Origin of the sequence: Cognatundibacterium griseum (assembly GCF_014284195.1) — a bacterium.
In the GTDB taxonomy this organism is placed as follows: Bacteria; Pseudomonadota; Gammaproteobacteria; order Burkholderiales; family Burkholderiaceae_D; genus Undibacterium; species Undibacterium griseum.
The window spans coordinates 144,817-166,946 of record NZ_JACOGC010000001.1 but is presented as its reverse complement, the minus strand read 5'-3'; the positions used below and the strand labels follow the sequence as shown (position 1 = coordinate 166,946).

The window sequence follows — 22,130 nt, the reverse complement described above, 5'->3', positions numbered from 1 at the left end:
GGGCAGATCAATGAGCGGCGCGCCTCCCCCTGCCCTGCCTCCCGGCGTCCAGCTGGAAGACCTGCTGAAAAGCCACGCCCTGCTGCACAATTTTTCGCGCTGCCTGCCGGGCATGTTTTTTCAGTTTCAGCGCCATTCCTCCGAAAAATTCTGTTTTCCCTATGCCAGCGCCGCCGTCGAGCAGCTATTCGAGGTCAGCGCTGAAACGCTGTATCAGGATGCCGGCATCCTGCTGCGCAAGATCAATCCTGAGGACTGGGAAGATTTGCGGCAAAGCATCCGCATTTCTGCTGAACAGCTGACGGTCTGGCATTACGAATTCCGGATCCGGCGCAATGACGGCAGCACCCGCTGGCTGGTCGGGGAATCGACGCCGGAACGCCAGAGCGACGGCAGCGTGCTGTGGCACGGCTTTTTCAGCGACCATACCGAACGCAAGCTGACCGAGCAAAAACTGCTGGCAGCCGAAGCCCAGCGCAGGCTGGTGCTGTCGGCATCGAATCAGGGTTTATACGACATCAACCTGCGTACCGGGGAAAGCAACTTCAGCCCTGAGTACCTGCAGATGGTGGCGTGCTCGCCTGCCGATTTTGCCAATCCGCTCGATTTCTGGCAGCACTTCTGGACGCATATCGTGCATCCCGACGATGTGCCGGTTATCCGGCAGGCTTATCAAAAACATTTCGCCTCCGGCGGCGCCACCGATTACCGCGCCGAATTCCGGCAAAAGAATCAAGCCGGCGAATGGCGCTGGATCATGTCGATCGGCGCAGCGGTGGAATGGGATGCCAACCGGCGCGCCGTGCGCATGGTCGGCACCCATATCGACATCACCGAACGCAAACGCACCGAAGAGCAGCTGCAACTGAATCAGGAACTGCTGAAGACGAATAAAAACCGCTATAAGGCACTAGCGCAGGAGCTCGAAATTCTGATCGCCAATGCGCCAGTCGGCATCATGTTTGTGAATAACGGTGTGATCGTGCGCGCCAATGCCACGCTGGCCGAGCTGTGCCGTTTTCCGGATGCGCAGACCATGATCGGCAAGCGCACCACCTTCCTGTATCAGGACGAGGACGATTACACCGCCTTCGGCCAGCGGGTCATTCCGCTGCTGACCGCCGACAAGCTGGTCGAACTGGAGTGGCGGCTGCGACGGATTGACGGCAGCCCCTTCACGGCGCGCGTGGTTGGCCGCGCCCTGCCATCGGGGACGTATGACCGCAGTACCGTCTGGATGATCGAAGACATCACTGAACAACAGCGCACGTTGGCCGCCCTGCGCGGCAGCGAAAGCCGCCTGCAGAGACTGATGAATTCCAGCCTGATCGGCATCCTCACCGGCAACCAGAGCCCGCGCCTGACCGATGTAAACCGCATGTTCTGTCAGCTGTCCGGCTACTCGCGGGAAGATCTGCTGGCAGGCAAATATGTATGGCGCAAACTGCTGTCCGGTGCCGATCAGTATCTGATGCATCAGGCCTATGTCGAACTGATGGATAACGGCGTCACCGCGCCGTCTGAAATCATGCTGCAGCGGGCCGACGGCCATGCGATTCCGATACTGGTGGGATTAAGTCATATCGAGAATTCGCAGCGTGAGTGGGTTGCCTTCGTCATGGACATCAGCGACCGACTGCGCATCAATCAGCTGAAAACTGAATTCGTATCCATCGTCAGCCACGAGCTGCGTACTCCGCTGACCTCGATCCGCGGTGCGCTCGGGCTGCTCGATTCCGGGATCGGCGGCGAGCTGCCGGAATCGGCGCGGCACCTGATCCGGATTGCGCACAATAACAGCAAGCGACTGATCGGCCTGGTCAACGATATTCTCGATATCGATAAACTTGCCAACGGCAAAATGGTGATCAGAAATGAACCGGTAGACCTGATCGCCATGCTGCAAAATGCGCTTGAAGCCAATTCGGCTTATACCAGCACCCTGCAGGTCGGGCTGATTCTGGAGCAACAGGTGATGCATGCCCGGAGTCTGGGCGATTATGACCGGCTGATGCAGGTGATGGCCAATCTGCTGTCGAATGCAGCCAAATTTTCTCCTGAAGGCGAAAGTGTGGTGGTGCGGATTTTCCAGGAAGGCGGGCATTACCACATTGCCGTCAGCGACCACGGCCCCGGTATTCCGCTTGATTTCCAGTCGCGGCTGTTTGAGCCGTTCACCCAGGCTGACGGCACCAATACCCGCCAGCAGGGCGGTACCGGACTGGGGCTGGCGATCACCAAGGCATTGGTGGAAAAAATGCAGGGCCAGATTTACTTTGTCAGCACCCCCGGCGAAGGTTCTACTTTCTGGTTTGAATTACCGGTGTATCAATAGTGCTGAAGCATTGCCTGTCGTGCTGGCCGGATCACAGTCCGCAAGCCCTGTCTGCACTGCCTGCCGGTATTGGGCGGGCGATAAACCGGTCCAGCGCCGGAATGCCCGGCGGAAGCTGCGGCTGTCGGAATAGCCGAGCTGCTCCGCAATCTGTTCCAGGTCTCCGGTCTGCTGCAACAGCCGCCGGGCGCGGCCTGTCCGCACCTGTTCCGTGATCTCGAAATACGACATGCCTTCGCGTGCCAGCAGACGCTGCAAGGTACGCGGGCTCATCTGCAATGCCGCCGCCATGTGGCTGACATTGTGGAATTCGCATTGCAATGCCATCAGCTGATGCAGCAAGGTCTGCCGCCCTGCCAGCCCGGCAGCGCTGAGTTCGGCATCGCAGGCCAGACGCGCGGCCTGCACCCGCGCCATGTCGGGCGCCGCCAGCCGCTGCTGCAAAACACTGTGCGCAATCACGATGCGGCTCTGATCTGCACCGAGCCGCACCGGACAGCCGAAAAATGCCTCATACAAAGACCGGCTGCGCCCTTGCTGGCCGCGCAGCTCCACCTGCTGAACCGGCAGCGGCTGGCCGCACAGCTGGCGCGCCGCATTCACCGCCGTCACCAGGTGATCGGCTTCCAGAAAATCGCGTAATTCCGGATCATCAAACAAGGGATGCGCAACCAGCGCCACCCTCTGCGGCGACGCGGCATCCTGCTCCAGCGACAGGTGCATCATGGCTCCGGCAATCAGCTGATATTCGAGCCCGAAACGCAGGGCATCTTCCAGCGTTGCCTGTGCGCACATTCCCGCCGCCATCTGACCCAGGTGTGGCAGCGATTTACGCTGGCCGGACTGCAGTCCCAGATCAGCACCGCCATACCGGCAAGCCTGCAGCAGACCTTCGCGGGCCTGTGCATAACTGATGCGGCTGTGCCTGTCGGCGGCGAATTCCGGAAACATCTGCTGCCAGCGCCAGCGCTGCTCATGGCCGATCGCCAGCACGCCGCTGAACGGATGCGCCGGAAACACGGCGTCCCGCACCGACAGCAGCGGGGCAACAGGCGTGGCAGCAGTGACAGGGGCAGGCATGGTGGCAGGTGGTCCGGATTAATCGGTTGGTCGGTCTGGCGCCCGCTAGACGGGCGGCTGTCAGGCATCATGCCGTCAGCCGCGATTTTCAGCAAGCGACTGTGATTTAGCGGCAACGTGGCAGCAAATGTCCTTACTTTCTGCCGCCGCCGGGGCTAGCATCAGAATACAGGATGCGCGCGCCGCGTGCGCCATCCCCGGTACGACCATGACGATAACGAAAACAATGGCACGGCGAGGCCAGTCCGCAATGGACCAGACAGGAGACAAGATGGAACAAATCAGCGATTACATTGTAGTTGGTGGCGGAGCCGGCGGCTGCGCTGTGGCAGGCCGGCTCAGCGAACATCCGCAGATCAGCGTGACGGTGCTGGAAGCAGGCGGCGGCGGTGACAGCTGGGTGGTCAACACGCCTGCCGGGGTGGTGGCGATGCTGCCGACCCGGCTCAATAACTGGGCCTTTGAAACGGTGCCGCAACCCGGCCTGAACGGGCGGCGCGGTTATCAGCCGCGCGGCAAGATGCTGGGCGGCTCATCCGGCATCAATGCGATGGTGTACATCCGCGGCCACCAGTCCGATTACGATCACTGGGCGGCGCTCGGCAATCCCGGCTGGTCGTATCAGGAAGTGCTGCCGTATTTCATCCGCTCTGAACACAACGCCACCCACCACGATGCGCTGCACGGCCAGAACGGCCCGCTGCGGGTCAGCGAATTGCGCACCGATAATCCTTATCAGCAGATTTTTCTGGAAGCGGGCCGACAGGCGGGATTCCGCATCAATCCGGATTTCAATGGCGCCGACCAGGAAGGCATCGGCATTTACCAGGTCACCCAGCATGAGGGTGAACGCTGGACGGCGGCGCGCGGCTACCTACGGCCACACATGGGAAAACGTCCGAATCTGCGGGTGGAAACCGGCTGCCAGGTCACCCGTATCCTGTTTGAAGGCAAACGCGCAGTCGGCGTGCAGATGATCCAGAACGGCCAGCAGAAAACCCTGCGTGCCGGGCGCGAGGTGCTGCTGGCCGCCGGCGCATTCCAGACTCCGCAATTGCTGATGCTGTCCGGCGTGGGCAATGCCAGCCAGATGCAGGCAATGGGCATCGGCGTGGTGCATGATCTGCCCGGCGTCGGCCAGAATCTGCAGGATCATCCGGATTTCGTTTTCAAATACCGCGCTAAGAGCCTCGACCTGCTCGGCGTCTCCGCTGCCGGCGGCGTGCGGCTGTGGCGCGAATACCGCCGTTACCAGAACGAGCGGCGCGGCATGCTGACGTCCAACGGTGCCGAAGCCGGCGGTTTTCTGAAAACCAACCCGGCGCTGGCGGCGCCCGACATCCAGCTGCATTTCGTCACCGCGATGCTGGACGACCATGCGCGCAAGCTGCATCTGGGGCACGGCTATTCCTGCCACGTCTGCCTGCTGCGTCCGAAAAGCGTGGGCGAAGTCACGCTGGCCAGCCCCGACCCGCTGGCCGCGCCGCTGATTAATCCGCGCTTTCTGGAGCATCCCGATGACATCGAGAATATGGTCAGGGCTTTTAAACTGACGCGCCGGCTAATGGATACACCGGCACTCAGCAATGCGCGCAGCAGCGATTTCCAGACCGCAGGGGTAACAACCGATGACGAAATCCGCGCCGTGATCCGCGCCACCAGCGATACGGTGTATCACCCGGTCGGCACCTGCAAGATGGGCAGCGACCCGATGGCAGTCGTGAATCCGGCATTGCAGGTGCATGGCATCGACGGGCTGCGGGTGGTCGATGCCTCCATCATGCCGACGCTGATCGGCGGCAATACCAATGCTCCGACCATGATGATCGGCGAAAAAGCAGCAGACCTCATTCTGGCAGGGCACCGCTGAGTTTTGCAGTTTAGCTGTCTGTGACGGTAACTCTGCCGTCACAGCATTCGCACCGGATGCTGCGGCTCAGGGGTTCAGCACCGGTGCAGGCAAGGCGGGTCTGGCCTGTTCAAACGCATAGCCGATCTTCAGCAGCGCCGCTTCCTGCCAGGCACCGGCAAAAAAGGAAATGCCTGCCGGCAGGCCGCGCACCAGCCCCATGGGCACGGTCAGATGCGGGTAACCGGCAACAGCCGCCGGTGTGCTGGCACTGCCTGCCACTGCATCCCCGGCCGGATAATCAATCGGCCAGGCAACGCCGGTCGTCGGTGCCACCAATGCGTTGAGCCGGTATTTTTTCATCACAGCGTCGATACCGTCCTTGCCTGCCTGCTGCCGGGCACGGGCGGCTGCCTGCTGATAGACGGGGTCCTGCAGTCCGGCGGTCGCCTGTGCCTGCTCCATCAGGTCCTGGCCAAAATGCGGCATGACCTGACCGGCATGCTGCTGGTTAAACGCAATCACGTCGGCCATGTTACGGGTTTTAACGCTGTCCGGCGTACCGGCCAGATAGGCATTCAGATCGTTTTTGAATTCATACAACAGCACCTTCATTTCATCTTTTTCGATGTCATCGAGATGCGGCAACTCCACCGGCACCAGCACCGCACCCTGTGCCCGCAACAATTCCAGGCTGTGCTGATACAAGGCGCTGATTTCGGCATCGTAACCGTCGCTGAGCTTGCCGACCACCCCGAGGCGCTTGCCGCGCAGGGCATTTCTGCTGAGTCCGGCGCTGTAGTCGCGGGCGCGGCGGCGATCAGCCTGCGCGGTTGCCGGGTCCTGCGGATCACTGCCAGCCAGCGCATTGAGCACCATGGCAGCGTCCCGGACGGTCAGCGTCATCGGACCAGCCGTATCCTGAGAATGGCTGATCGGCACGATACCGGTACGGCTGACCAGGCCGATGGTCGGTTTCAGGCCGACCAGCCCGTTCACCGCTGCCGGACAGACGATGGAGCCGTCAGTCTCGGTGCCGATGGCAGCCGGGATCATGCGCGCTGCCACGGCGGCGCCGGAACCGGAGCTGGAGCCGCAGGCGCTGCGCTCAGGCGCATACGGGTTGCGCACCTGCCCGCCGGCGCTGCTCCAGCCGCTGGTCGATTTGGAAGAACGTAGATTGGCCCATTCCGACAGATTGGTTTTTCCAACGATGATGGCGCCGGCATCGCGCAGGCGGGTCACCAGCGGCGCATCTTTTTGCCGCAGATTATCCGCCAGCGCCAGCGAACCGGCCGTGGTCACCATGCCCTGGGCATCGATATTGTCTTTCAGCAGTAGTGGCAGGCCAGCCAGCGCGCCACGCCGCTTTTTGAGCGCATCGAAACGGGCGGCGGCTTCTTTGGCCTGCGGGTCGGTCACGATGACGGCCTGCAGCGCAGGGTTGTGCGCCGCGATTCTGGACTGGTAGCGCTCAAGCAGCGCCGTGGCGGTGAGCTGCCCGCGGCGGATGGCCTGCGCCTGCAGCGCGAGTTCATCGCTGTGGTCCGGCTCCAGCGCCATTTTATCGGCGGCGCTGGCGGCGGCGGGCAGCAAAGCACATCCCAGGCTGAGGGTGGAATAGACGGTCAGTCGGCGCAATGTCATCGGTCTTCCTTTACTAACATGGAGATAGGAAAAAAACAGCGCGGCAGACTTCGGCAATCGCTGCCAGCGCATACGTCACCGCATGTTAGCCGAAAAGCCGCAGCAAACTGCCGGTGCCGGCCAGCTATTTTTGCAGCAACCGTGTCCGGTGTTGCGCATTCGCCCCGGTGCCGGCGAAACCCCATCAGCCGTCTGCAGTGCGAACGGTCTGCCGCAGTGAAACGGGCAGCAGGATTCCCGCCGGCTTGGCTGGGCATGGCATAAAATAGCTGCTCCCCCTTTTTCAGCCACCCGAGAGGATTTGCATTTCATGGAGTTTCTGCAACTGACGGCAGCCGACGGCGCCACGACGACCATCTGCCATCAGGGCGCCCACGTGTGTTCCTGGATACCGGCAGGCGGCACCGAACAATTGTTCATGAGTAAGGCGTCGGCATTCCGCCAGGGTGTCGCCATCCGCGGCGGCATTCCGCTGATTTTTCCGCAGTTTTCCGGTCTCGGCTCGCTGCCGAAACACGGTTTTGCGCGCACCGCCGACTGGCAGTTGCGGCAGCAGCGGGTGGACAGCGACGGCGCAGCGCTGGCGGTTTTTTCTCTGAAGGAAAATATTGCCAGCCTGACGCTCTGGCCGCATGTGTTTGAAGCCGAGCTGACCGTGCGGGTGCTGGGCCAGGCGCTGGAAGTGACGTTTTCAGTCCGCAACACCGGCGATACCGCGTTCAGTTTCACCAGCGCGCTGCACACCTATCTGGCGCTCGACGACATCCGGCAGGCGCGGCTGCACGGTCTGCAAGGCACCGAATACCGCGATACCGTCAGCGGGCAGGAGCATTGCCCTGAAACTTCGCCCGCGCTGGAAATCAACGGTGAAACCGACCGCATCTACGCCAATGTGCCTGCCACGCTGACCCTCGCACAGCCGCAGCAGCGCCTGCAAATCACGAGCATTGGCTTTCCTGACGCGGTGGTATGGAACCCGGGAGCCACTGGCGCTGTCAAAATTTCTGATCTGGAACCCGGCGGCGAGCAGCGCATGCTGTGCGTGGAAGCGGCGGCGGTACTGCATCCGGTGCAACTGCTGCCCGGCCAGCAATGGAACGGCAGCCAGCGCCTGATGCGCTTACCGCCGCAGGACTGACTTCCGCGCCAGCCTGCCTGCTCCCGCCCGGCATGCAGATCCTTGTGATCGCTGCTGCCTGATTGCTCCATGCCTAGCGCGCTGAACTCAGGCGGAACTGCGGCATGTTGAAAGACTTGCTGAACTATTTACTGAACTGTTTACTGAACTATTTGCTGGAAAATTGACCAGAATATCCGGATACTCCCCTTCATTTATGGCGAAACCGACCTGATGCCTTCATGAATAAAGGGGTTTTCCAGATACTCCCCCCAGTATATTTTTACCTGTCACGCTTTTCCACCGGAAACGTTATGCCCCAACCATTTGCTGTTACCCGTTTATCCATGAAACCTGTCCTGCGCGCCCTGGTGCTGGGCGGGGCTTTGCTGTTCACCACACCGGCGCTGCTGGCGGAAAACCTGCCGCAAGGCGTGCAGCAGATCACCAGCGTGGAAGGCATCACCGAATACCGCCTGCCGAACGGCCTGCGGGTGCTGCTGATGCCGGACAATACCAAACCGACCGTGACGGTCAACATGACCTATCTGGTCGGGTCGCGGCAGGAAAACTACGGCGAAACCGGCATGGCGCATCTGCTGGAACATCTGATGTTCAAAGGCACACCGGCCCATCCGAAAATCGACGAAGAATTCAACCAGCGCGGCATGCGCATGAATGGCACCACCACCGCCGACCGCACCAATTACTACGAACTGTTCCAGGCCGACGACGACAACCTGAAATGGGCGCTGGACATGGAAGCCGACCGCATGGTGCATTCATACATCGCGCAAAAAGACCTCGACACCGAAATGACCGTGGTGCGCAACGAATATGAACGCGGCGAAAACTCGCCCGGCAGCGTGCTCATGAAACGCATGCAGAGCGTCGCCTACGACTGGCATAACTACGGCAAAGCCACGATCGGCAACCGTAGCGACATCGAACACGTCAAAATCGGCAACCTGCAGGCGTTTTACCGCACCTATTACCAGCCGGACAATGCCGTACTGCTGGTGGCCGGACAATTCGATACCGGCAAGGCGCTGCAATGGATACACCATGCCTTCGGCGCGATACCCAAACCCAGGCGCAGCCTGCCGCAGTTCTGGACCACCGAGCCGACCCAGGACGGCGAACGCAGCTTTACAGTACGCCGCAGCGGCGATATCCAGATCGTCATGATCGGCTATAAAGTGCCCGCCGGACTGCATGCCGACCGCGACGGCATCGGCTTTGCCCGCAACATCCTGACCACCGCCCCCTACGGCCGCCTGCACAAGCAGCTGGTCGAAACCGGCAAGCTGGTCCAGGTGTTTTCCAGCAGCATGGGTTATGTTGAACCGGGTCTGGCAATCATCGGCGCGATCGTGAAAAAAGGTGAATCGCCGGAAGCCGCCAGAGATGCGCTGCTGGCCGGCATTGAAGATTTCAAAAACAATCCGCCGACCGCAGAGGAAATGGCGCGCATCAAACGCGATACTGCCAATTCCTACGAAAAAATGCTGAACAACCACGAATCCCTCGGCATCAGCCTGTCGGAATACATCGCCATGGGCGACTGGCGCTATCTGTTCAAAGACCGCGACGACACCGACCGGATCACCGCCGAACAGGTCAGCGCGGCGGCCAGACGCTATCTGGTGCGCGACAACCGCACGGTCGGCATGTTCATTCCCGAAGACAAACCGCAGCGGGCAGACATTCCGGCCGCCCCCGCCATGGCAGAAGTCATGAAAGACTTTCAGCCCAAAGCCGGCACCCTGAGCGGCGAAGCGTTTGACCCGGCGCCGGCCAACATCGACCGCCGCACCCGGCTCAGCACCATCGGTCATCTGCAGGTCGCCCTGCTGCCCAAGAAAAACCGCGGTGAAACCGTGAATGTCTCGCTGAGTCTGCACTGGGGCGATGAACAAAGCCTGCGCAACAAAAGCACCGTCGCCAGCCTGACCAGCGCCTTGCTCGCGACCGGCACCAGCAAGTACGACCGCGCCCAGCTGGCCGATGAAATGTCGAAACTGAAAATGAGCGGCGGCCTGTTTTCCTTCCAGACCACCAGGCAGCATTTGCCGGCAGCGCTGGCTCTGGTCGCGCATGTGCTGCGGGAAGCCAGCTTCCCGGAAAACGAATTCCGGCAATTGCGCGAGCGCAGCCTGACCGGACTCGAAGCATCCCGCAAGGAACCTGGCGCCATCATCAGCCGCGAGATGGCGCAGCATTTCAACGTTTATCCGAAAGGCGATTTTCGCGCTCCGAAAACACTGGATGAAGCGATTGCCGATCTGCGCGCCGTGACGCTGGACGATATCCGGGCTTACCACCGCGAATTTTACGGTGCATCCAGGGGTGAGCTGTCGATTGTGGGTGACATGGATACCGAAGCCGTCAACACCGCGATTGCGACCGCCTTCGCCGGCTGGAACAGCCCGGCCCCTTACGCCCGCATGGTGAACCGGCGCGCCGACCCGCCTGCCGAACGCCGCGTGTTCAACACGCCGGACAAGGAAAATGCGGTCTATGCCAGCGCCCTGACCCTGGCGCTGCGGGAAGACGATGACGATTATCCGGCACTGCGCATGGCCAATTACCTCTTCGGCGGCGCCGGCATGAATTCGCGCCTGATGGAACGCATCCGCCAGAAAGACGGCCTGTCTTACGGCGGCGGCTCCAGTCTCAGCGCAGGTGAAATCGACCCGGTCGGCAGTTTCAGCATCAATGCCAGCGCAGCCCCACAAAATATGGACAAACTGGAACAGGCGATCCGGGAAGAGCTGAGCAAAGCCCTGAAAGACGGTTTCACCGCAGAAGAACTGGCGAAAGCAAAATCCGGCATGCTGCAGCAACGGGTGCAGGGACGCACCAGCGATGCCGCGCTGGCTGGCGGCTGGAACGGCAATCTGTACCTGCAGCGCCAGTGGGCATGGTCACAGGCGATGGATGACAAACTGCGCGCACTGACGCTGGAACAGGTCAATTCGGCATTCCGCCGCTACATCGATCCTGCCAGGATGAGCGTGTATATCGCGCTTGACGAAGCCAAGGCCAAAGCCGGTGCGGCTGCCAGCTCCGATGCAGGCAGCCATGCCAAATAATGTTTGCTGGTCATAAAAAAATCCCGGTCAGTGCCGGGATTTTTTTAGCCAATTTTTTCAGTCGTTTTGCAGCTTTCTCCGGCGGCGCTGGCATTAACCCTTCCAGCTGCGCTGCAAGCCGGTATCAGTATGAATCCAGCCGCCATTGGCCGTGGCGCGGTAATAAAATCCGACGCCGCCCTGACGGAAACTGCTGATCAGACCGCCCAGCACTTCTTCATGCAGTTGCGCGATGCGGATATCTGCCGCCCGGCCATCCATGTGCAAGGATTTTCTGGCAGCAGGAACACCCTGCTCGATCAGGCGGCGGTTTGATTCCGGCGTGCGGTAGCCGGACAAAATTTCCAGCGGCCGGTTCATGCCGAAACGGGCGACATAGGCCTGGGTCGCCCACAGGGTTTCGAGTAATTTCGGGTCCATCGCCATGGTTTTCTTGCCGTTCACATCGCGCAGCAGATGGCATAACTCCTGATAAGCACTGTCGATCAGGTCGCCGTCTTTCCAGTACAGTAATTTGCTGCGCTCTCCCGATTGCGGCCGCACCAGATCGAGGGTGCGCGGCTTGACCCAGAAATCGATATCCAGCGCCTGCGAATCGAACAGGTCTGGCGGCGGCTCCAGCTGGGCGGATTTACTGCTGTCGGTGCCAGCGGCAAACACATTCTGGCGGAACAGACCAGCAGCCGTCAGGATCAGGCTGCTTTTCAGAAGTTGGCGGCGTGTATTCATAAAGCGGAACGATTCCCTGGATTCCTGTTCTCATCGTCTGGTGCCGGTCGGCTCAGACACGTTATCCGGCAGTGTAGTAGCGCCAGCCGCAGATGTGAAGCCTGCCAGCAGAAATTCCTGCCGAATTGGCGCCAAATTACCGCCGAATTACCGCTGATGGCAGCGATTTTGCATTCTGTCGCAAAGCATTGCGCAACCGGACAGATTTCCGACTACACTTCGGTTTTGTTTATTATTCATTAATCAATCCTTTCTTAACGCGACTTCCATTATGTTCAGATCATTCGCCTGGGTCAGCCTGCTGCCCTTCCTGCTTGCCGGATGCGATGCCCAGATCAACGGCGACGAAATCCGCGGCAGCGGTCATATCGTGACAGAAAACAGACCGGTCACCGACTTCGACAGTGTTGAAAATCAGACTTTTTTCGACGTCCGTATCGATCGCGGCAACAAGCTGGCGGTGGAAGTCAGCGGTGACGATAATCTGGTGCCGGAAGTCGAAACCGTGGTGGAAAATCACCGCCTGCTGATCCGCAGCAAACGCCGCTCTTACCACATCACCTGGAACAGCCATCCCGGCACTGTCCACGTCACCATGCCGGCCCTGCAGAGTCTGCAGCAAAACGGCAGCGGCGATATCGAGGTCAATGACCTGCAGGCCACTCAGTTCACACTCCAGCAAAACAGCTCAGGCGATGTGCGGCTCGATGGCAAAAGCGATACCCTGACCGTCAAAGCCTCTGGCAGCGGCGACATTGACCTGCACCGCCTGCAAACGGGCCGCGCCGATATCCGTATCAGCGGCTCCGGCGATATCAGCATGATGACGGTCAGCGAAGCGCTGCAGATCGAGCTGCACGGCAGCGGCGATCTGCGCGCCGAAGACCTGCGCAATACCAGCGTCAAAGTCAGTCAGAACGGCTCCGGCGGAATTCAGTTGCAAGGCCAGATCCGGCAATTGCAAATCGATGCCAACGGTTCCGGCGACATTCAGGTGCAGGGCGGGAAAATGGAGCAGGCAATGATTCAGCTGCATGGCTCCGGCGATGCCAGTCTTGAAGGCGACGTCGCCTTGCTGGAACTGCAGGTGTTTGGCTCCGGGGATGTGGATGCAAAAAGACTGTTTGCCGATCAGGTGGTGCTGACCAACCACGGCCCGGCCGATCTGAATTTTGAATCGGTCCGGCAAAGTCTGAAGGCCGAGTTATCCGGCTCCGGCGACGTCTCGGTCGCACTCGACAATGCGGCCGTGATCGCACTGCAGATGCACGGCTCGGGCAACTGTCATCTGCGCGGCAATGCAAAAAATCTCAGCGCCACGGTGGATGGCTCCGGCGACCTGCGCGCCAAAGAACTGTTGCTCGACACCGCCAGCATCAAGGTCAACGGTTCCAGCGAAGCGGAGGTGAATGTGAAAAAAGCCGGTGGCTCGCGCATTGTGCTGATCAACCGCAATGGCGTGGTGCAGTAAAACAGCGATCACGCCGGTCACGGTGAGCATCGCGGCGGCAGGCATAGACGCTTGCTGCCGGCAGACGCAACCCGAACGCAGCACAAATTCAGCAAGCGGCTACGGCGACGCCAGAACCGGCGCATCCATCAGGAACCAGGCCCTGGCAATCAGCCCGTCCTCGACCTGGTAAATGCAGACGACTTCAACATGGCCTTTTCCTTCCGGAAAATTCCGGATCACGATTTCATGGTCAATCACCTGCTGCCCCAGCACCACCCGGCTGATGAGTTGTCCGTGTAAATCCGGCTCCAGAAAACGTTGCCGGTGACGCTCGCGGATCGCTGCCCTGCCCTTCGCCAGCAAGGTAGCGGGATGCGCGTAATACTCGGCATCCTCGGCCCAGCACGAAATGAAACGCTCCAGCTGTTTCGCGTTATAAGCATCCAGCTGACATGCCACTGTCTCGCCGGGTGAGCGCATCAGAGATTCCATACCTTATCCTTTGTTATCCTCGCGCGACACGGATGATCTGCAGAGTGGCGCTGTCAGCCGCGCATGCGGTAGGCGTGCTGCAACACCAGCCGGCTGGAAGCAATCAGGCTGTTCAAGCCAATCAGCAGCTGAACCAGCAAATGCCCCTGCAGCAGCCAGATCTGCCCGCGCGGCGGCGCTGTGCCGGTCACAGCGCTCAGTACCGGCTGCGCCCATTCCGCTTCCGGCGTCACGTCCAGCAAAATATCGCCATCGCTATTGGTGTGCAGATAAATTTCCCCGCCGTGGACCAGGGTAAAACAGACGCCCTGTCCCTGCAACGCATGGCTTTTTTGCTGTCCCAGCAATTGTTGCAATTCACGGTCATGCAGGTCGAGCCAGGCTTCCGCGTCGTTGCTGCTTTCCAGCGCTACCCAGTGATGCTCTTTCAGTAAAGACCCGCTGATATTGTCTGCTGTCATATCGGATTCAAAATTGGTTAACCCGGATTAAGGGCAATGATGCGCGGCTTACCGTATCTGGCGAACCTGCATGCCCTGCTGTTGCAGTAATTCAGTGATGCTGTGCTGACCGGCAATATGACCCGCCCCCACCACGATCAGCAGTTTTTTTCCTGCCTGCATCAGGGTGCTGATCTGCGCCGCCAGCGCCGGATTACGGTCATCCAGCAACAGTTTCATCATTTTTTGCGAACCGGCATCCTTGGCTGCCGTCTGCTGCAGAATTTGCACCAGCTTTTCATTGTCGCCGCGCTTCCACGCTTCGACCATCTCGGCGGTCTCCTGCACCGCATCGCCACTGCTCAGGCTGTCGAGCGTTTGCGCCAGCAATGCATCTCCGTCGGCATCCGACAGGCCGCCCAGAATCCGCGACTGGAACTCCATGCTTTCGAGTTCAATGACCGGTTTGCGGTCTGCCCTGGCACGGCGGATAAAGTGCAGATCCACACCTTGCTGCGGGTCGTAACCCTGACTGGCAAAGACCTGCATCATCAGGCCGGTGGCGACAACAGCCGGTTTCAACCGCTGCAGACCGGTCGTTGCATCCCCCGTAAAACGCTGCAATTGCGCCCACGTTGCTTTCTGCAAATGATTCTGCAGCCGGTCAGGTGCGGCGTAAGTCAATAAAGGCATCGCTTTTGCCACCGCCTGCGCGTCGTCACTGTCGAGTTCCACGGCCAGCGTGTCTGCCTGCCGGTAAGCCTGCTGCACAGATTCCGGCAGAGGATAAAAGTCCGCCCTGGCAAGATGAACCGAGCCGAATAAATATGCCGTATTGGTAGCAGAACGGATTTCCCACAGCACACCGTGAGCCGGTGCGGAGGGCGATTGTGCGGCCGCAGGCAGCATCCCGGACAGACCGGCAAACGAGATCAGCAGCCAGCAAAAAAAGTGCCGGAAAACAGAACGGACAACGGAGTCAGACAGGTGCATAGGCGCCGGAACAAGAGCAGGAATCAAGGCAGGCATCTTACCACCGCACACAGAAATCCTGCCGGATGCCAGCATCAATCACGCCCAGATTCTGGCCACCATCAGCGCCAGCACACAGGCTGTCAGATTGTACAGGGCATGCAGCAGCATCGACTGCGCCAGCCCGTAACGCAGACGCAGATAACCGAGCGCAACACCGGCAAATGTCTGGGCGCCGACTGCCAGCGGCAACGCCAGCACCAGCCAGCCATCGCCAAAAAAGTGATGGATATGCGCCAGACCAAATCCGATCGAGTATATCCAGAATATCAGCGGATAGCGGCGCAGAAAGCGGCGCGCACGACGCAGCTTCAGCAAGCGGAGTTCGCCGGCAGACAGACGGTTTTGCCAGAGCCGGTCGATGATGGCGCAACATGTGCCGAAGCCGCCCAGCACCAGCATCAGAGGCCAGCTGCCGAAAATGCTGGCGATCAGCGACGGGCCGATGAACAGCGTGTACGCTGCCTGACGCAGACCGGCGCGGAAAATGAGTTCTTCTATGACCGGGGCCACTCCTACTGCCACAACAAAAAATAAAAATGACAATGGCTCCTCATCGCTGTCCAGCCCCAGCCAGCTCAACCCTGCATTGAACGGCAGGGCGATGCACAGGATAAATCCATAACACAAGGCCAGCATCAGCAACAAACGCCGGGCATGCACCGTCGCCGGTTGGGCTGCCTCCGGCCGCCCGCGCCACGGATGGCGCACAAAGCGGACAAATTGTTGCAGCTCATGCCGCCAGTGCCAGGAGACTGGCGCTGGCTCCGCACCGCTTGTCCGCGGCCGATCAGGATGCGCCTCGGAAACCAGTTGTGTTGGCAGGTTCATTTTTTAAATTTATCAATAATGCAATAAATTCATTATAAATCATTCTGCTTTCGGCGTCGATAACAAGGCTTTCAGATTCGCCAGCCGCTCTTTGGGCGTCAGCACTTCAGCTTCGCTCGGCACGGCATCGCCTTCATCCAGTTTCATTTCCTTGATGAAGCGCGACGGATCGCAATGCACGGCAACGCCTGCCCGCTTGCGCTTCTTGCACCAGGTGATATGCAGGCTGCGCTGCGCGCGCGTGATGCCGACATACATCAGCCGCCGCTCTTCTTCGATACGCGCCGCCAGAACTTCTATCGGCGTATCGGGGTCGCCCTTGTGCGGCAGGATGCCTTCTTCCACGCCGACCAGAAATACATGCGGATATTCCAGCCCTTTCGATGCGTGCAGCGTCGACATGCGCACGGCATCGGGCTCTTCATCCTTGCCTTCCATCATGCTCATCAGCGCGACCATCTGGGTCAGATCAAGCAGGCTGCGGTGATCGTCGGTGCCGTCTTTGCCGCCGCTGCCCTTGGTCTTTAACCATTGCGTGAAATCGAGCACGTTTTGCCATTTGTTTTGCGCCGCGCGGTCGTCAAAGCTGTCGTACAGATAGCCTTCGTAATTGATCTCTTTCATCAGGTCGTCCAGCAATTGCTCGGCATGTCCTTCGCGGTGCGCATGCGCCTCGACCTGATTGATGAAGCTGCAGAATTCGCGCAGCGGCCTCAGCTGGCGATCGGTCAGCTTGGCTTCGATGCCGCCTTTGAACACCGCCGCGAACAACGAACATTGCCACTGCCCGGCGAATGCGCCCAGCACTTCCAGCGTCGCCTGCCCGACCCCGCGTTTCGGCGTGGTGATCGCGCGGATGAACGCCGGATCATCGTCTTCATTGGCAATCAGGCGCAGGTAAGCGATGATGTCTTTGATTTCAGCGCGGTCGAAAAAACTCTGGCCGCCGGAAATGGTGTACGGAATCCGTTCGCGCCGCAGCGCCTGCTCGATCACACGTGACTGGTGATTGCCGCGGTACAGGATCGCATAATCGGAAAACTTGGCGCGCCGCTCAAAACGGTGTGCCGACAACATGATCGCCACCTGCTCGGCTTCCTGCTCATCGTCCTGCATGCCGAGCACCTTGACCGGATCACCGAGGCCGTGCTCGGACCACAGCGATTTTTCAAACAGTTTGGGGTTATTGCCGATCACGGCATTGGCCGCCTGCAGAATGCGCGTGCTGGAACGGTAATTTTGTTCGAGCTTGATGATTTCCAGATCCGGAAAATCGACCTGCAGCGTTTTCAGATTTTCGATGGTCGCGCCGCGCCACGCGTAAATCGCCTGATCATCGTCGCCCACGGCGGTAAACATCGGTTTTTTACCGATGCCGGTCACCAGCAATTTCACCAGTTCATACTGGCAGGTATTGGTGTCCTGATATTCGTCCACCAGCAGATAGCGCAGACGGCGCTGCCATTTGTCGCGCACCTGTTCGTTATTGCGGAACAGCTCGACCGGCAGCCGGATCAGATCATCGAAATCCACCGCCTGATACGCCGACAGCGTGGCGACATAACTGCGGTAAATGCGCGCCGCCGTCGCTTCGTCGTCATCGCGCGCCTGCTTCAGTGCCAGCTCAGGATCGACCAGCGCATTCTTCCACAACGACATTGCGGTCTGGATGCGGCGTATCAGCTGCTTGTCGGTGGTGATCGCCAGATCCTGCACCAGCGAAAAACAGTCGTCGCTGTCCATGATCGAAAAGCGGTCTTTCAAGCCCAGCGCCTGCGCTTCCTGACGCAAAATTTTCACGCCCAACGAGTGAAAGGTTGAGACCGTCAGCTGCTTGGCCTGGCGCGGCTCGGCCAGCAGTTTACCGATACGCTCCTGCATTTCATGTGCGGCCTTGTTGGTAAACGTCAGTGCGGCAATATGCTTCGGGTCGTAGCCGTGAATTTCGATCAGATTCACGATTTTCTGGGTAATCACGCGGGTTTTGCCCGAACCGGCCCCGGCCAGCACCAGACAGGGGCCGTCCATATAGTTGACTGCGTTGCGTTGCGGGGTATTCAGACCGTGGGACATAGAAGCTGACAAAAAGGCTGGGCAACCCCTATTGTATCCGGTCGCCGGGTCAGCGCCGTTTTCACCGGCGCCGCGACAACGGGAGTAAACTAGGCAAATATCTTACTGAGGCACTGCCATGAAATTTGAACATCTCGTTGAAATCAACGATATTCTCGACCCCTTGTCCGACACCATCACCCGCGAGCAGCTGTGGCGCGGCCTGGTGCTGCGGGCGGAATCACCCAAGCTGTTTATCCCGTATCTGGATGAGGCGCTGATTACCGGCCGCACCGAAGCCAGCATGCAGCGCACGCTGCGCTACGGCGAACTGCGCGTCACCGATACGGTGAGCTTTGTGCATCTGGAGCATGTGCATTATGACGTTGCGGCACAGGGCGATATTCCGCAGTCTTCGCTGCGCATGCGTATCGAGGAACCGCAGCCAGACTGCCTGTTCGTGCGCTTTGTGTACGAAGACGGCGCCAGCGAAGCGGAAGACGAAGTCAATGAAATGTATAACGATTACCGCAAATCGGCTTATGAGGAAGCGGATATCGACACCATCCGGGTCATCCGCGAGCTGGCAGAAACTGGCCGGCTCGACGCCCTGCCCAGCTAAAACGCCGCACGGGGCGCTGGCGTCAGCGCCCGAGTGCGCCGATCAGTGCGCCGTTTTCCGGCGTCCCAGCCAGATATGCCATACCAGCAGCAGCGGCAAAGCGCAGCCCACCAGCCAGTGCGCTGACGACCAGTAAGGCCGCCAGCTTTCACTCGCCAGATAGTACAGACCGTAACCCGTCAGCGCCAGCCAGAACAGCAGCAGCAGCATACTCCAGCCGCTGCCGCGGTTGCATGCGGCGCGGTGCGCGCGCCGCATATGCTGGAACAGCATGCTGCCGGTCAGGAAGCTGACCGGCACCACCAGCGCGCCATGCCATTGCATGGACCAGTGTTCCAGCGGGTGGATGCTTTCTCCGAATTCTCCCGGCACCCGCAGCCAGTAATGCGCCACCAGCCAGCTGATACCGCTGGCAAACAGCATGGCAAACAGCAGATACAGGCCCCGGCGGTGCCAGCGCTCCAGCCGGAAATGCGGCCTGGCAGCGGCAGGCAGGGATGGATGATGCAGACTGTGTTTATGGGTACGCATGGCGGATAGCTAGGTAAAAAATTTTAAAAACAGACCGTACTCTGGTCATCCGGTCACAGCCCGTTTACAGGATCAGCGCCTTTGCCTGAAACCGGGCGAGACAGGAGTGCGCGGCATCACCGGTGGCGGCCAGGATTTTAGTCAGCGCATCGGCCACCATGCAGGTATCGGCCAGCACGCTGTAACTGTGCGGGCTCGACAGCGACACGCCGGAACGCCCGTCAAATAAGGCGCTGCCAGCCTGCCCCTGCACCGTCTGCTGTGAAAAATACATGGCCGAAGTCGCCAGCGCCTGATCCGATACCAGGATGTCTCCGGCTGCCTGCCACGGCTGCTGCGGATCGCGCAACTGAATCCGGTGCTGCCCCATGACGCGCACATCCCCGCCGGCATTCACCACCGCCTCCGAAATGCCCTGCTGCTGCAAAACAGCCAGCGCTGCATCGACAGCATAACCCTTGGCGATGCCGCCGACATCCAGCCAGTCGTTGCGCAATTTTTCCACGCACAGCGCATCCAGAAACCGGTAGGCCTGCTGACCCGGCTCAAACACCGGCGGCACCTCCGGCGAGGGCAACATGGCGCAGGCTGCCAGACGGCTGGCAAGGCGGATATCAAAAATACCGCCGCTGGCCTGCTGCATTTCCAGCGCGGCGCGCAATACCGCCGCCGTGTGCGGACTGAGCCGGAGCACAGCGCCTGTCGCCGCGCGGTTGAAACGGCTGATATCGCTGCCGGGCGCATGAAAACTCATGGCATGGTGTACCGCTGCCATGACCTCAAAGGCTGCCTCAAAGCCCGCATGCAGACTGGGTTGCGGCAGGGTGCCGGGCAGGCTGATTTCGACCAGGGTGCCCAACCAGGGCTGGGCGCGGCGCATCATTTTTTCAGCGCAATCCGGGCAATGGCGGCAATCCGCCGCACGCCGTCAGTCACATGGGTGCAGGACAGGGTAGCGCCGCTGATATTCGCAATTCCCTCGCCGACCACGATCCCCTGTGCGGCGGTTTTCCCGGTGAACTGGCGGCGCCAGTTGGCGTTGCGGATTTCAAATCCATGGCTTTCACGATACGCCAGAATTTCGATCTGCCGCACACTGGCATCCGGCAGCAGGCCGACTGCATATGAAATCAGTTCAAACTTGCCAATCACCTCATCCAGCACCACGTAGCCCAGCAGTTTTTCATCCTGATAGGCAGCGGTGACGCGCCACGAGACCGAGCGCGCAGGCAAGCCTGCCAGCGTTTCCACCTGCTTCATCTGCTCAGTGCTGAGCTGCAGCGGCAAGGGCTTGAAGCGATTCGCTTCCGGAAAAATCGTCTGCTGCGCCTGCTCTGCCGTCAGATATTGGGTCGCAAATGCGCTGCTGCTGGCAGCAGCCAGCAGCGTCAGCGTGATAGGAGTCAGAGGATGCATCAAAGAATGTTAAAAGGAGTAGCCAACGCCGAGATTGTAGCGGTCACGGCTGCTGTCGAGCCGGAATTTCTGATAGTCGGTTTTGAATACCACACCTTCGCCGACCTTGAAGCTGACGCCGATCGTCGTGACTTTTTCATCTTCTGCCGCAGCGACACCCAATCCCTGCGGTACCGGCGCATAAGATTTTGCGGTGTTGAACTGCTCGTAGCGGATGAATGGCGTCAGGCTGTAATCTTCATTTTTCCATGCCTGATACGCACCCTGCAGATACCAGCCGGCAAACGTTGACGGCACCGGTGTCGGCTGACCGACGAATGTCAGGTTCAGGGCATCGGTATTGCTGATGGTGCCGCGTGCATACAATGCAGTCAGGTCGAGCTTGCCGGGGTTATAGCGGCCATGCATTTCCCACAGCGTCACCCGTGCATCGTTCGCGGCAAAACCGCTGGTGCCGTGGCCTGCCTTGCCGCTGAAAGCCGAGCCGCCCAGCAGCACGCCCGGAATGCCGCGCCAGTTGATCGCGCCATGCAGACTCAGGTCTTTGGATTTTGCCAGCTGCCCTTCCTGATGAATCGCACCCAGCGGTGAGGAGCGGCCATCGCCGGAAGTGGCATCCCACTTGGTCAGGTCAAATCCGGTGGTCAGGCCGGCATCCCAGCTGAAGCCGTTTTCATGCGTGCCGGACAGCCCGATACCTGCTTCGCGCCAGGTGGTCGGGATAATCGCGGTTTCGACGAAATTACGCTGCACGCCGTAGTAAGAGGTTGGTTCATGGCTGGTGTTCAGGAGCCCGGTAGGAATCAGGAACAGACCGGCTTTCGCCTGCAGGCCCGGCTTCAGTTCATGCTCCACATACAGCTGCTCGACCGCCGCTTCGCCATTGTCGCCTTTGGAGGCAATCGCATGTTCCCATTCAAATTCCGCAACCATTTTGGTTTTCTCGCTGAAGCGGTGCGTCACGCCGATGACGGCGCGGGCAACATCGGTCTGCGCCTGGCTGGCGGCATTGCGCGGACGGTTGTAGCCAATCTCGCCATAGCTGCTGATGACGGTCTGCTGCATGGTTTTGCGCAATGCGTCCAGTTGCGCTTCAGTGACCGGCGCGGCGGCAGGGGTTGCCGGCGCCGCCGCTACCCGGGCGACTTCCGTGCTGATCGCTTCCTGCTTTTTCTCAACGACTTCTGTTTTTTGCCGGGTAGCCGCCAGTTCAGCCTTGATCGCGGCAAGCTCTGCTGCCAGTTTTTCGATTTTTTGCAGCAACTCGGCTTCTCCCGCCTGTGCAGGCGCGAGGAAAGCGGTGCTTATCAAGGTAGCGCAAAGGCTGCGGGCAAGGTATTTTTTGGTCATCATCATGGGCTTTCGGTAATGGTTTTCGGTGTTGTGTAATGTTGTGTAAAGGTATGCGT

Annotated in this window: 18 protein-coding genes; 6 read left to right on the top strand and 12 right to left on the bottom strand. The window is 59.8% G+C overall.

Translation table 11 applies throughout. From position 1 onward, the window contains the following. Nucleotides 1-10: 10 nt before the first annotated feature. On the top strand, nucleotides 11-2,335 hold the full coding sequence (locus tag H8K27_RS00690; protein ID WP_186861322.1) for a PAS domain S-box protein: 2,325 nt from the start codon (nucleotides 11-13) through the stop codon (nucleotides 2,333-2,335). On the opposite strand, the gene H8K27_RS00685 is transcribed toward H8K27_RS00690, so the two are convergent. After that, complete coding sequence (locus tag H8K27_RS00685) at nucleotides 2,318-3,415, bottom strand: AraC family transcriptional regulator (protein WP_186861321.1); 1,098 nt, start codon at nucleotides 3,413-3,415, stop codon at nucleotides 2,318-2,320. The genes H8K27_RS00690 and H8K27_RS00685 overlap by 18 nt on opposite strands. Nucleotides 3,416-3,686: 271 nt before the next feature. On the opposite strand from H8K27_RS00685, the gene H8K27_RS00680 reads away from it, so the two are divergent. Beyond that, nucleotides 3,687-5,285 carry a GMC family oxidoreductase gene (locus tag H8K27_RS00680; protein WP_186861320.1) on the top strand — a complete coding sequence of 533 codons (1,599 nt, stop codon included), beginning with the start codon at nucleotides 3,687-3,689 and terminating at the stop codon, nucleotides 5,283-5,285. Between the two features lie 66 nt (nucleotides 5,286-5,351). On the opposite strand, the gene H8K27_RS00675 is transcribed toward H8K27_RS00680, so the two are convergent. Further along, the gene (locus H8K27_RS00675) at nucleotides 5,352-6,911 is read right to left on the bottom strand and encodes an amidase (protein ID WP_186861319.1); all 1,560 of its coding nucleotides are present in this window, start codon (nucleotides 6,909-6,911) and stop codon (nucleotides 5,352-5,354) included. A 310-nt stretch (nucleotides 6,912-7,221) separates the two neighbouring features. On the opposite strand from H8K27_RS00675, the gene H8K27_RS00670 reads away from it, so the two are divergent. After that, nucleotides 7,222-8,049, top strand: coding sequence for a D-hexose-6-phosphate mutarotase (locus tag H8K27_RS00670; RefSeq protein ID WP_186861318.1), 828 nt, complete (start codon nucleotides 7,222-7,224; stop codon nucleotides 8,047-8,049). A 293-nt stretch (nucleotides 8,050-8,342) separates the two neighbouring features. Further along, a complete protein-coding gene (locus tag H8K27_RS00665; protein ID WP_230418780.1) occupies nucleotides 8,343-11,123 on the top strand; it encodes a M16 family metallopeptidase in 2,781 nt (926 codons plus the stop codon). A gap of 93 nt (nucleotides 11,124-11,216) precedes the next feature. Here H8K27_RS00665 and H8K27_RS00660 read toward each other — a convergent pair whose 3' ends face one another. Beyond that, the gene (locus tag H8K27_RS00660; RefSeq protein ID WP_186861317.1) at nucleotides 11,217-11,852 is read right to left on the bottom strand and encodes a YcbK family protein; all 636 of its coding nucleotides are present in this window, start codon (nucleotides 11,850-11,852) and stop codon (nucleotides 11,217-11,219) included. A gap of 271 nt (nucleotides 11,853-12,123) precedes the next feature. Here H8K27_RS00660 and H8K27_RS00655 point away from each other — a divergent pair, with 271 nt between their 5' ends. Further along, the gene (locus H8K27_RS00655) at nucleotides 12,124-13,323 is read left to right on the top strand and encodes a head GIN domain-containing protein (protein ID WP_186861316.1); all 1,200 of its coding nucleotides are present in this window, start codon (nucleotides 12,124-12,126) and stop codon (nucleotides 13,321-13,323) included. 99 nt (nucleotides 13,324-13,422) lie between these two features. Here H8K27_RS00655 and H8K27_RS00650 read toward each other — a convergent pair whose 3' ends face one another. From H8K27_RS00650 to H8K27_RS00630, 5 genes are read right to left on the bottom strand one after another with little or no spacing between them, the layout of a single operon-like run. Further along, nucleotides 13,423-13,797, bottom strand: coding sequence for a nuclear transport factor 2 family protein (locus H8K27_RS00650; protein ID WP_186861315.1), 375 nt, complete (start codon nucleotides 13,795-13,797; stop codon nucleotides 13,423-13,425). Between the two features lie 53 nt (nucleotides 13,798-13,850). Further along, on the bottom strand, nucleotides 13,851-14,258 hold the full coding sequence (locus H8K27_RS00645) for a hypothetical protein (RefSeq protein ID WP_186861314.1): 408 nt from the start codon (nucleotides 14,256-14,258) through the stop codon (nucleotides 13,851-13,853). 48 nt (nucleotides 14,259-14,306) lie between these two features. Next, nucleotides 14,307-15,266, bottom strand: a complete 960-nt coding sequence (locus tag H8K27_RS00640; protein ID WP_186861313.1) for a TraB/GumN family protein — start codon at nucleotides 15,264-15,266, stop codon at nucleotides 14,307-14,309. Between the two features lie 42 nt (nucleotides 15,267-15,308). Further along, the gene (locus H8K27_RS00635) at nucleotides 15,309-16,100 is read right to left on the bottom strand and encodes a CPBP family glutamic-type intramembrane protease (RefSeq protein ID WP_186861312.1); all 792 of its coding nucleotides are present in this window, start codon (nucleotides 16,098-16,100) and stop codon (nucleotides 15,309-15,311) included. A gap of 39 nt (nucleotides 16,101-16,139) precedes the next feature. Next, nucleotides 16,140-18,173, bottom strand: a complete 2,034-nt coding sequence (locus tag H8K27_RS00630) for a UvrD-helicase domain-containing protein (RefSeq protein WP_186861311.1) — start codon at nucleotides 18,171-18,173, stop codon at nucleotides 16,140-16,142. A 118-nt stretch (nucleotides 18,174-18,291) separates the two neighbouring features. Between H8K27_RS00630 and H8K27_RS00625 the strand changes: the two genes are divergently transcribed. Next, nucleotides 18,292-18,774, top strand: coding sequence for an SRPBCC family protein (locus H8K27_RS00625; RefSeq protein WP_186861310.1), 483 nt, complete (start codon nucleotides 18,292-18,294; stop codon nucleotides 18,772-18,774). Nucleotides 18,775-18,816: 42 nt separating this feature from the next. On the opposite strand, the gene H8K27_RS00620 is transcribed toward H8K27_RS00625, so the two are convergent. The 4 genes from H8K27_RS00620 to H8K27_RS00605 form a co-directional block, all read right to left on the bottom strand. Then, the gene (locus H8K27_RS00620) at nucleotides 18,817-19,305 is read right to left on the bottom strand and encodes a DUF4405 domain-containing protein (protein WP_186861309.1); all 489 of its coding nucleotides are present in this window, start codon (nucleotides 19,303-19,305) and stop codon (nucleotides 18,817-18,819) included. A gap of 64 nt (nucleotides 19,306-19,369) precedes the next feature. Beyond that, on the bottom strand, nucleotides 19,370-20,188 hold the full coding sequence (locus tag H8K27_RS00615; protein WP_230418779.1) for an FAD:protein FMN transferase: 819 nt from the start codon (nucleotides 20,186-20,188) through the stop codon (nucleotides 19,370-19,372). Further along, nucleotides 20,185-20,721 carry an FMN-binding protein gene (locus tag H8K27_RS00610; RefSeq protein ID WP_186861308.1) on the bottom strand — a complete coding sequence of 179 codons (537 nt, stop codon included), beginning with the start codon at nucleotides 20,719-20,721 and terminating at the stop codon, nucleotides 20,185-20,187. The genes H8K27_RS00615 and H8K27_RS00610 overlap by 4 nt, the downstream gene beginning before the upstream one ends. A gap of 9 nt (nucleotides 20,722-20,730) precedes the next feature. Further along, nucleotides 20,731-22,077, bottom strand: coding sequence for a hypothetical protein (locus tag H8K27_RS00605; RefSeq protein ID WP_230418776.1), 1,347 nt, complete (start codon nucleotides 22,075-22,077; stop codon nucleotides 20,731-20,733). Between the last annotated feature and the right edge of the window lie 53 nt (nucleotides 22,078-22,130).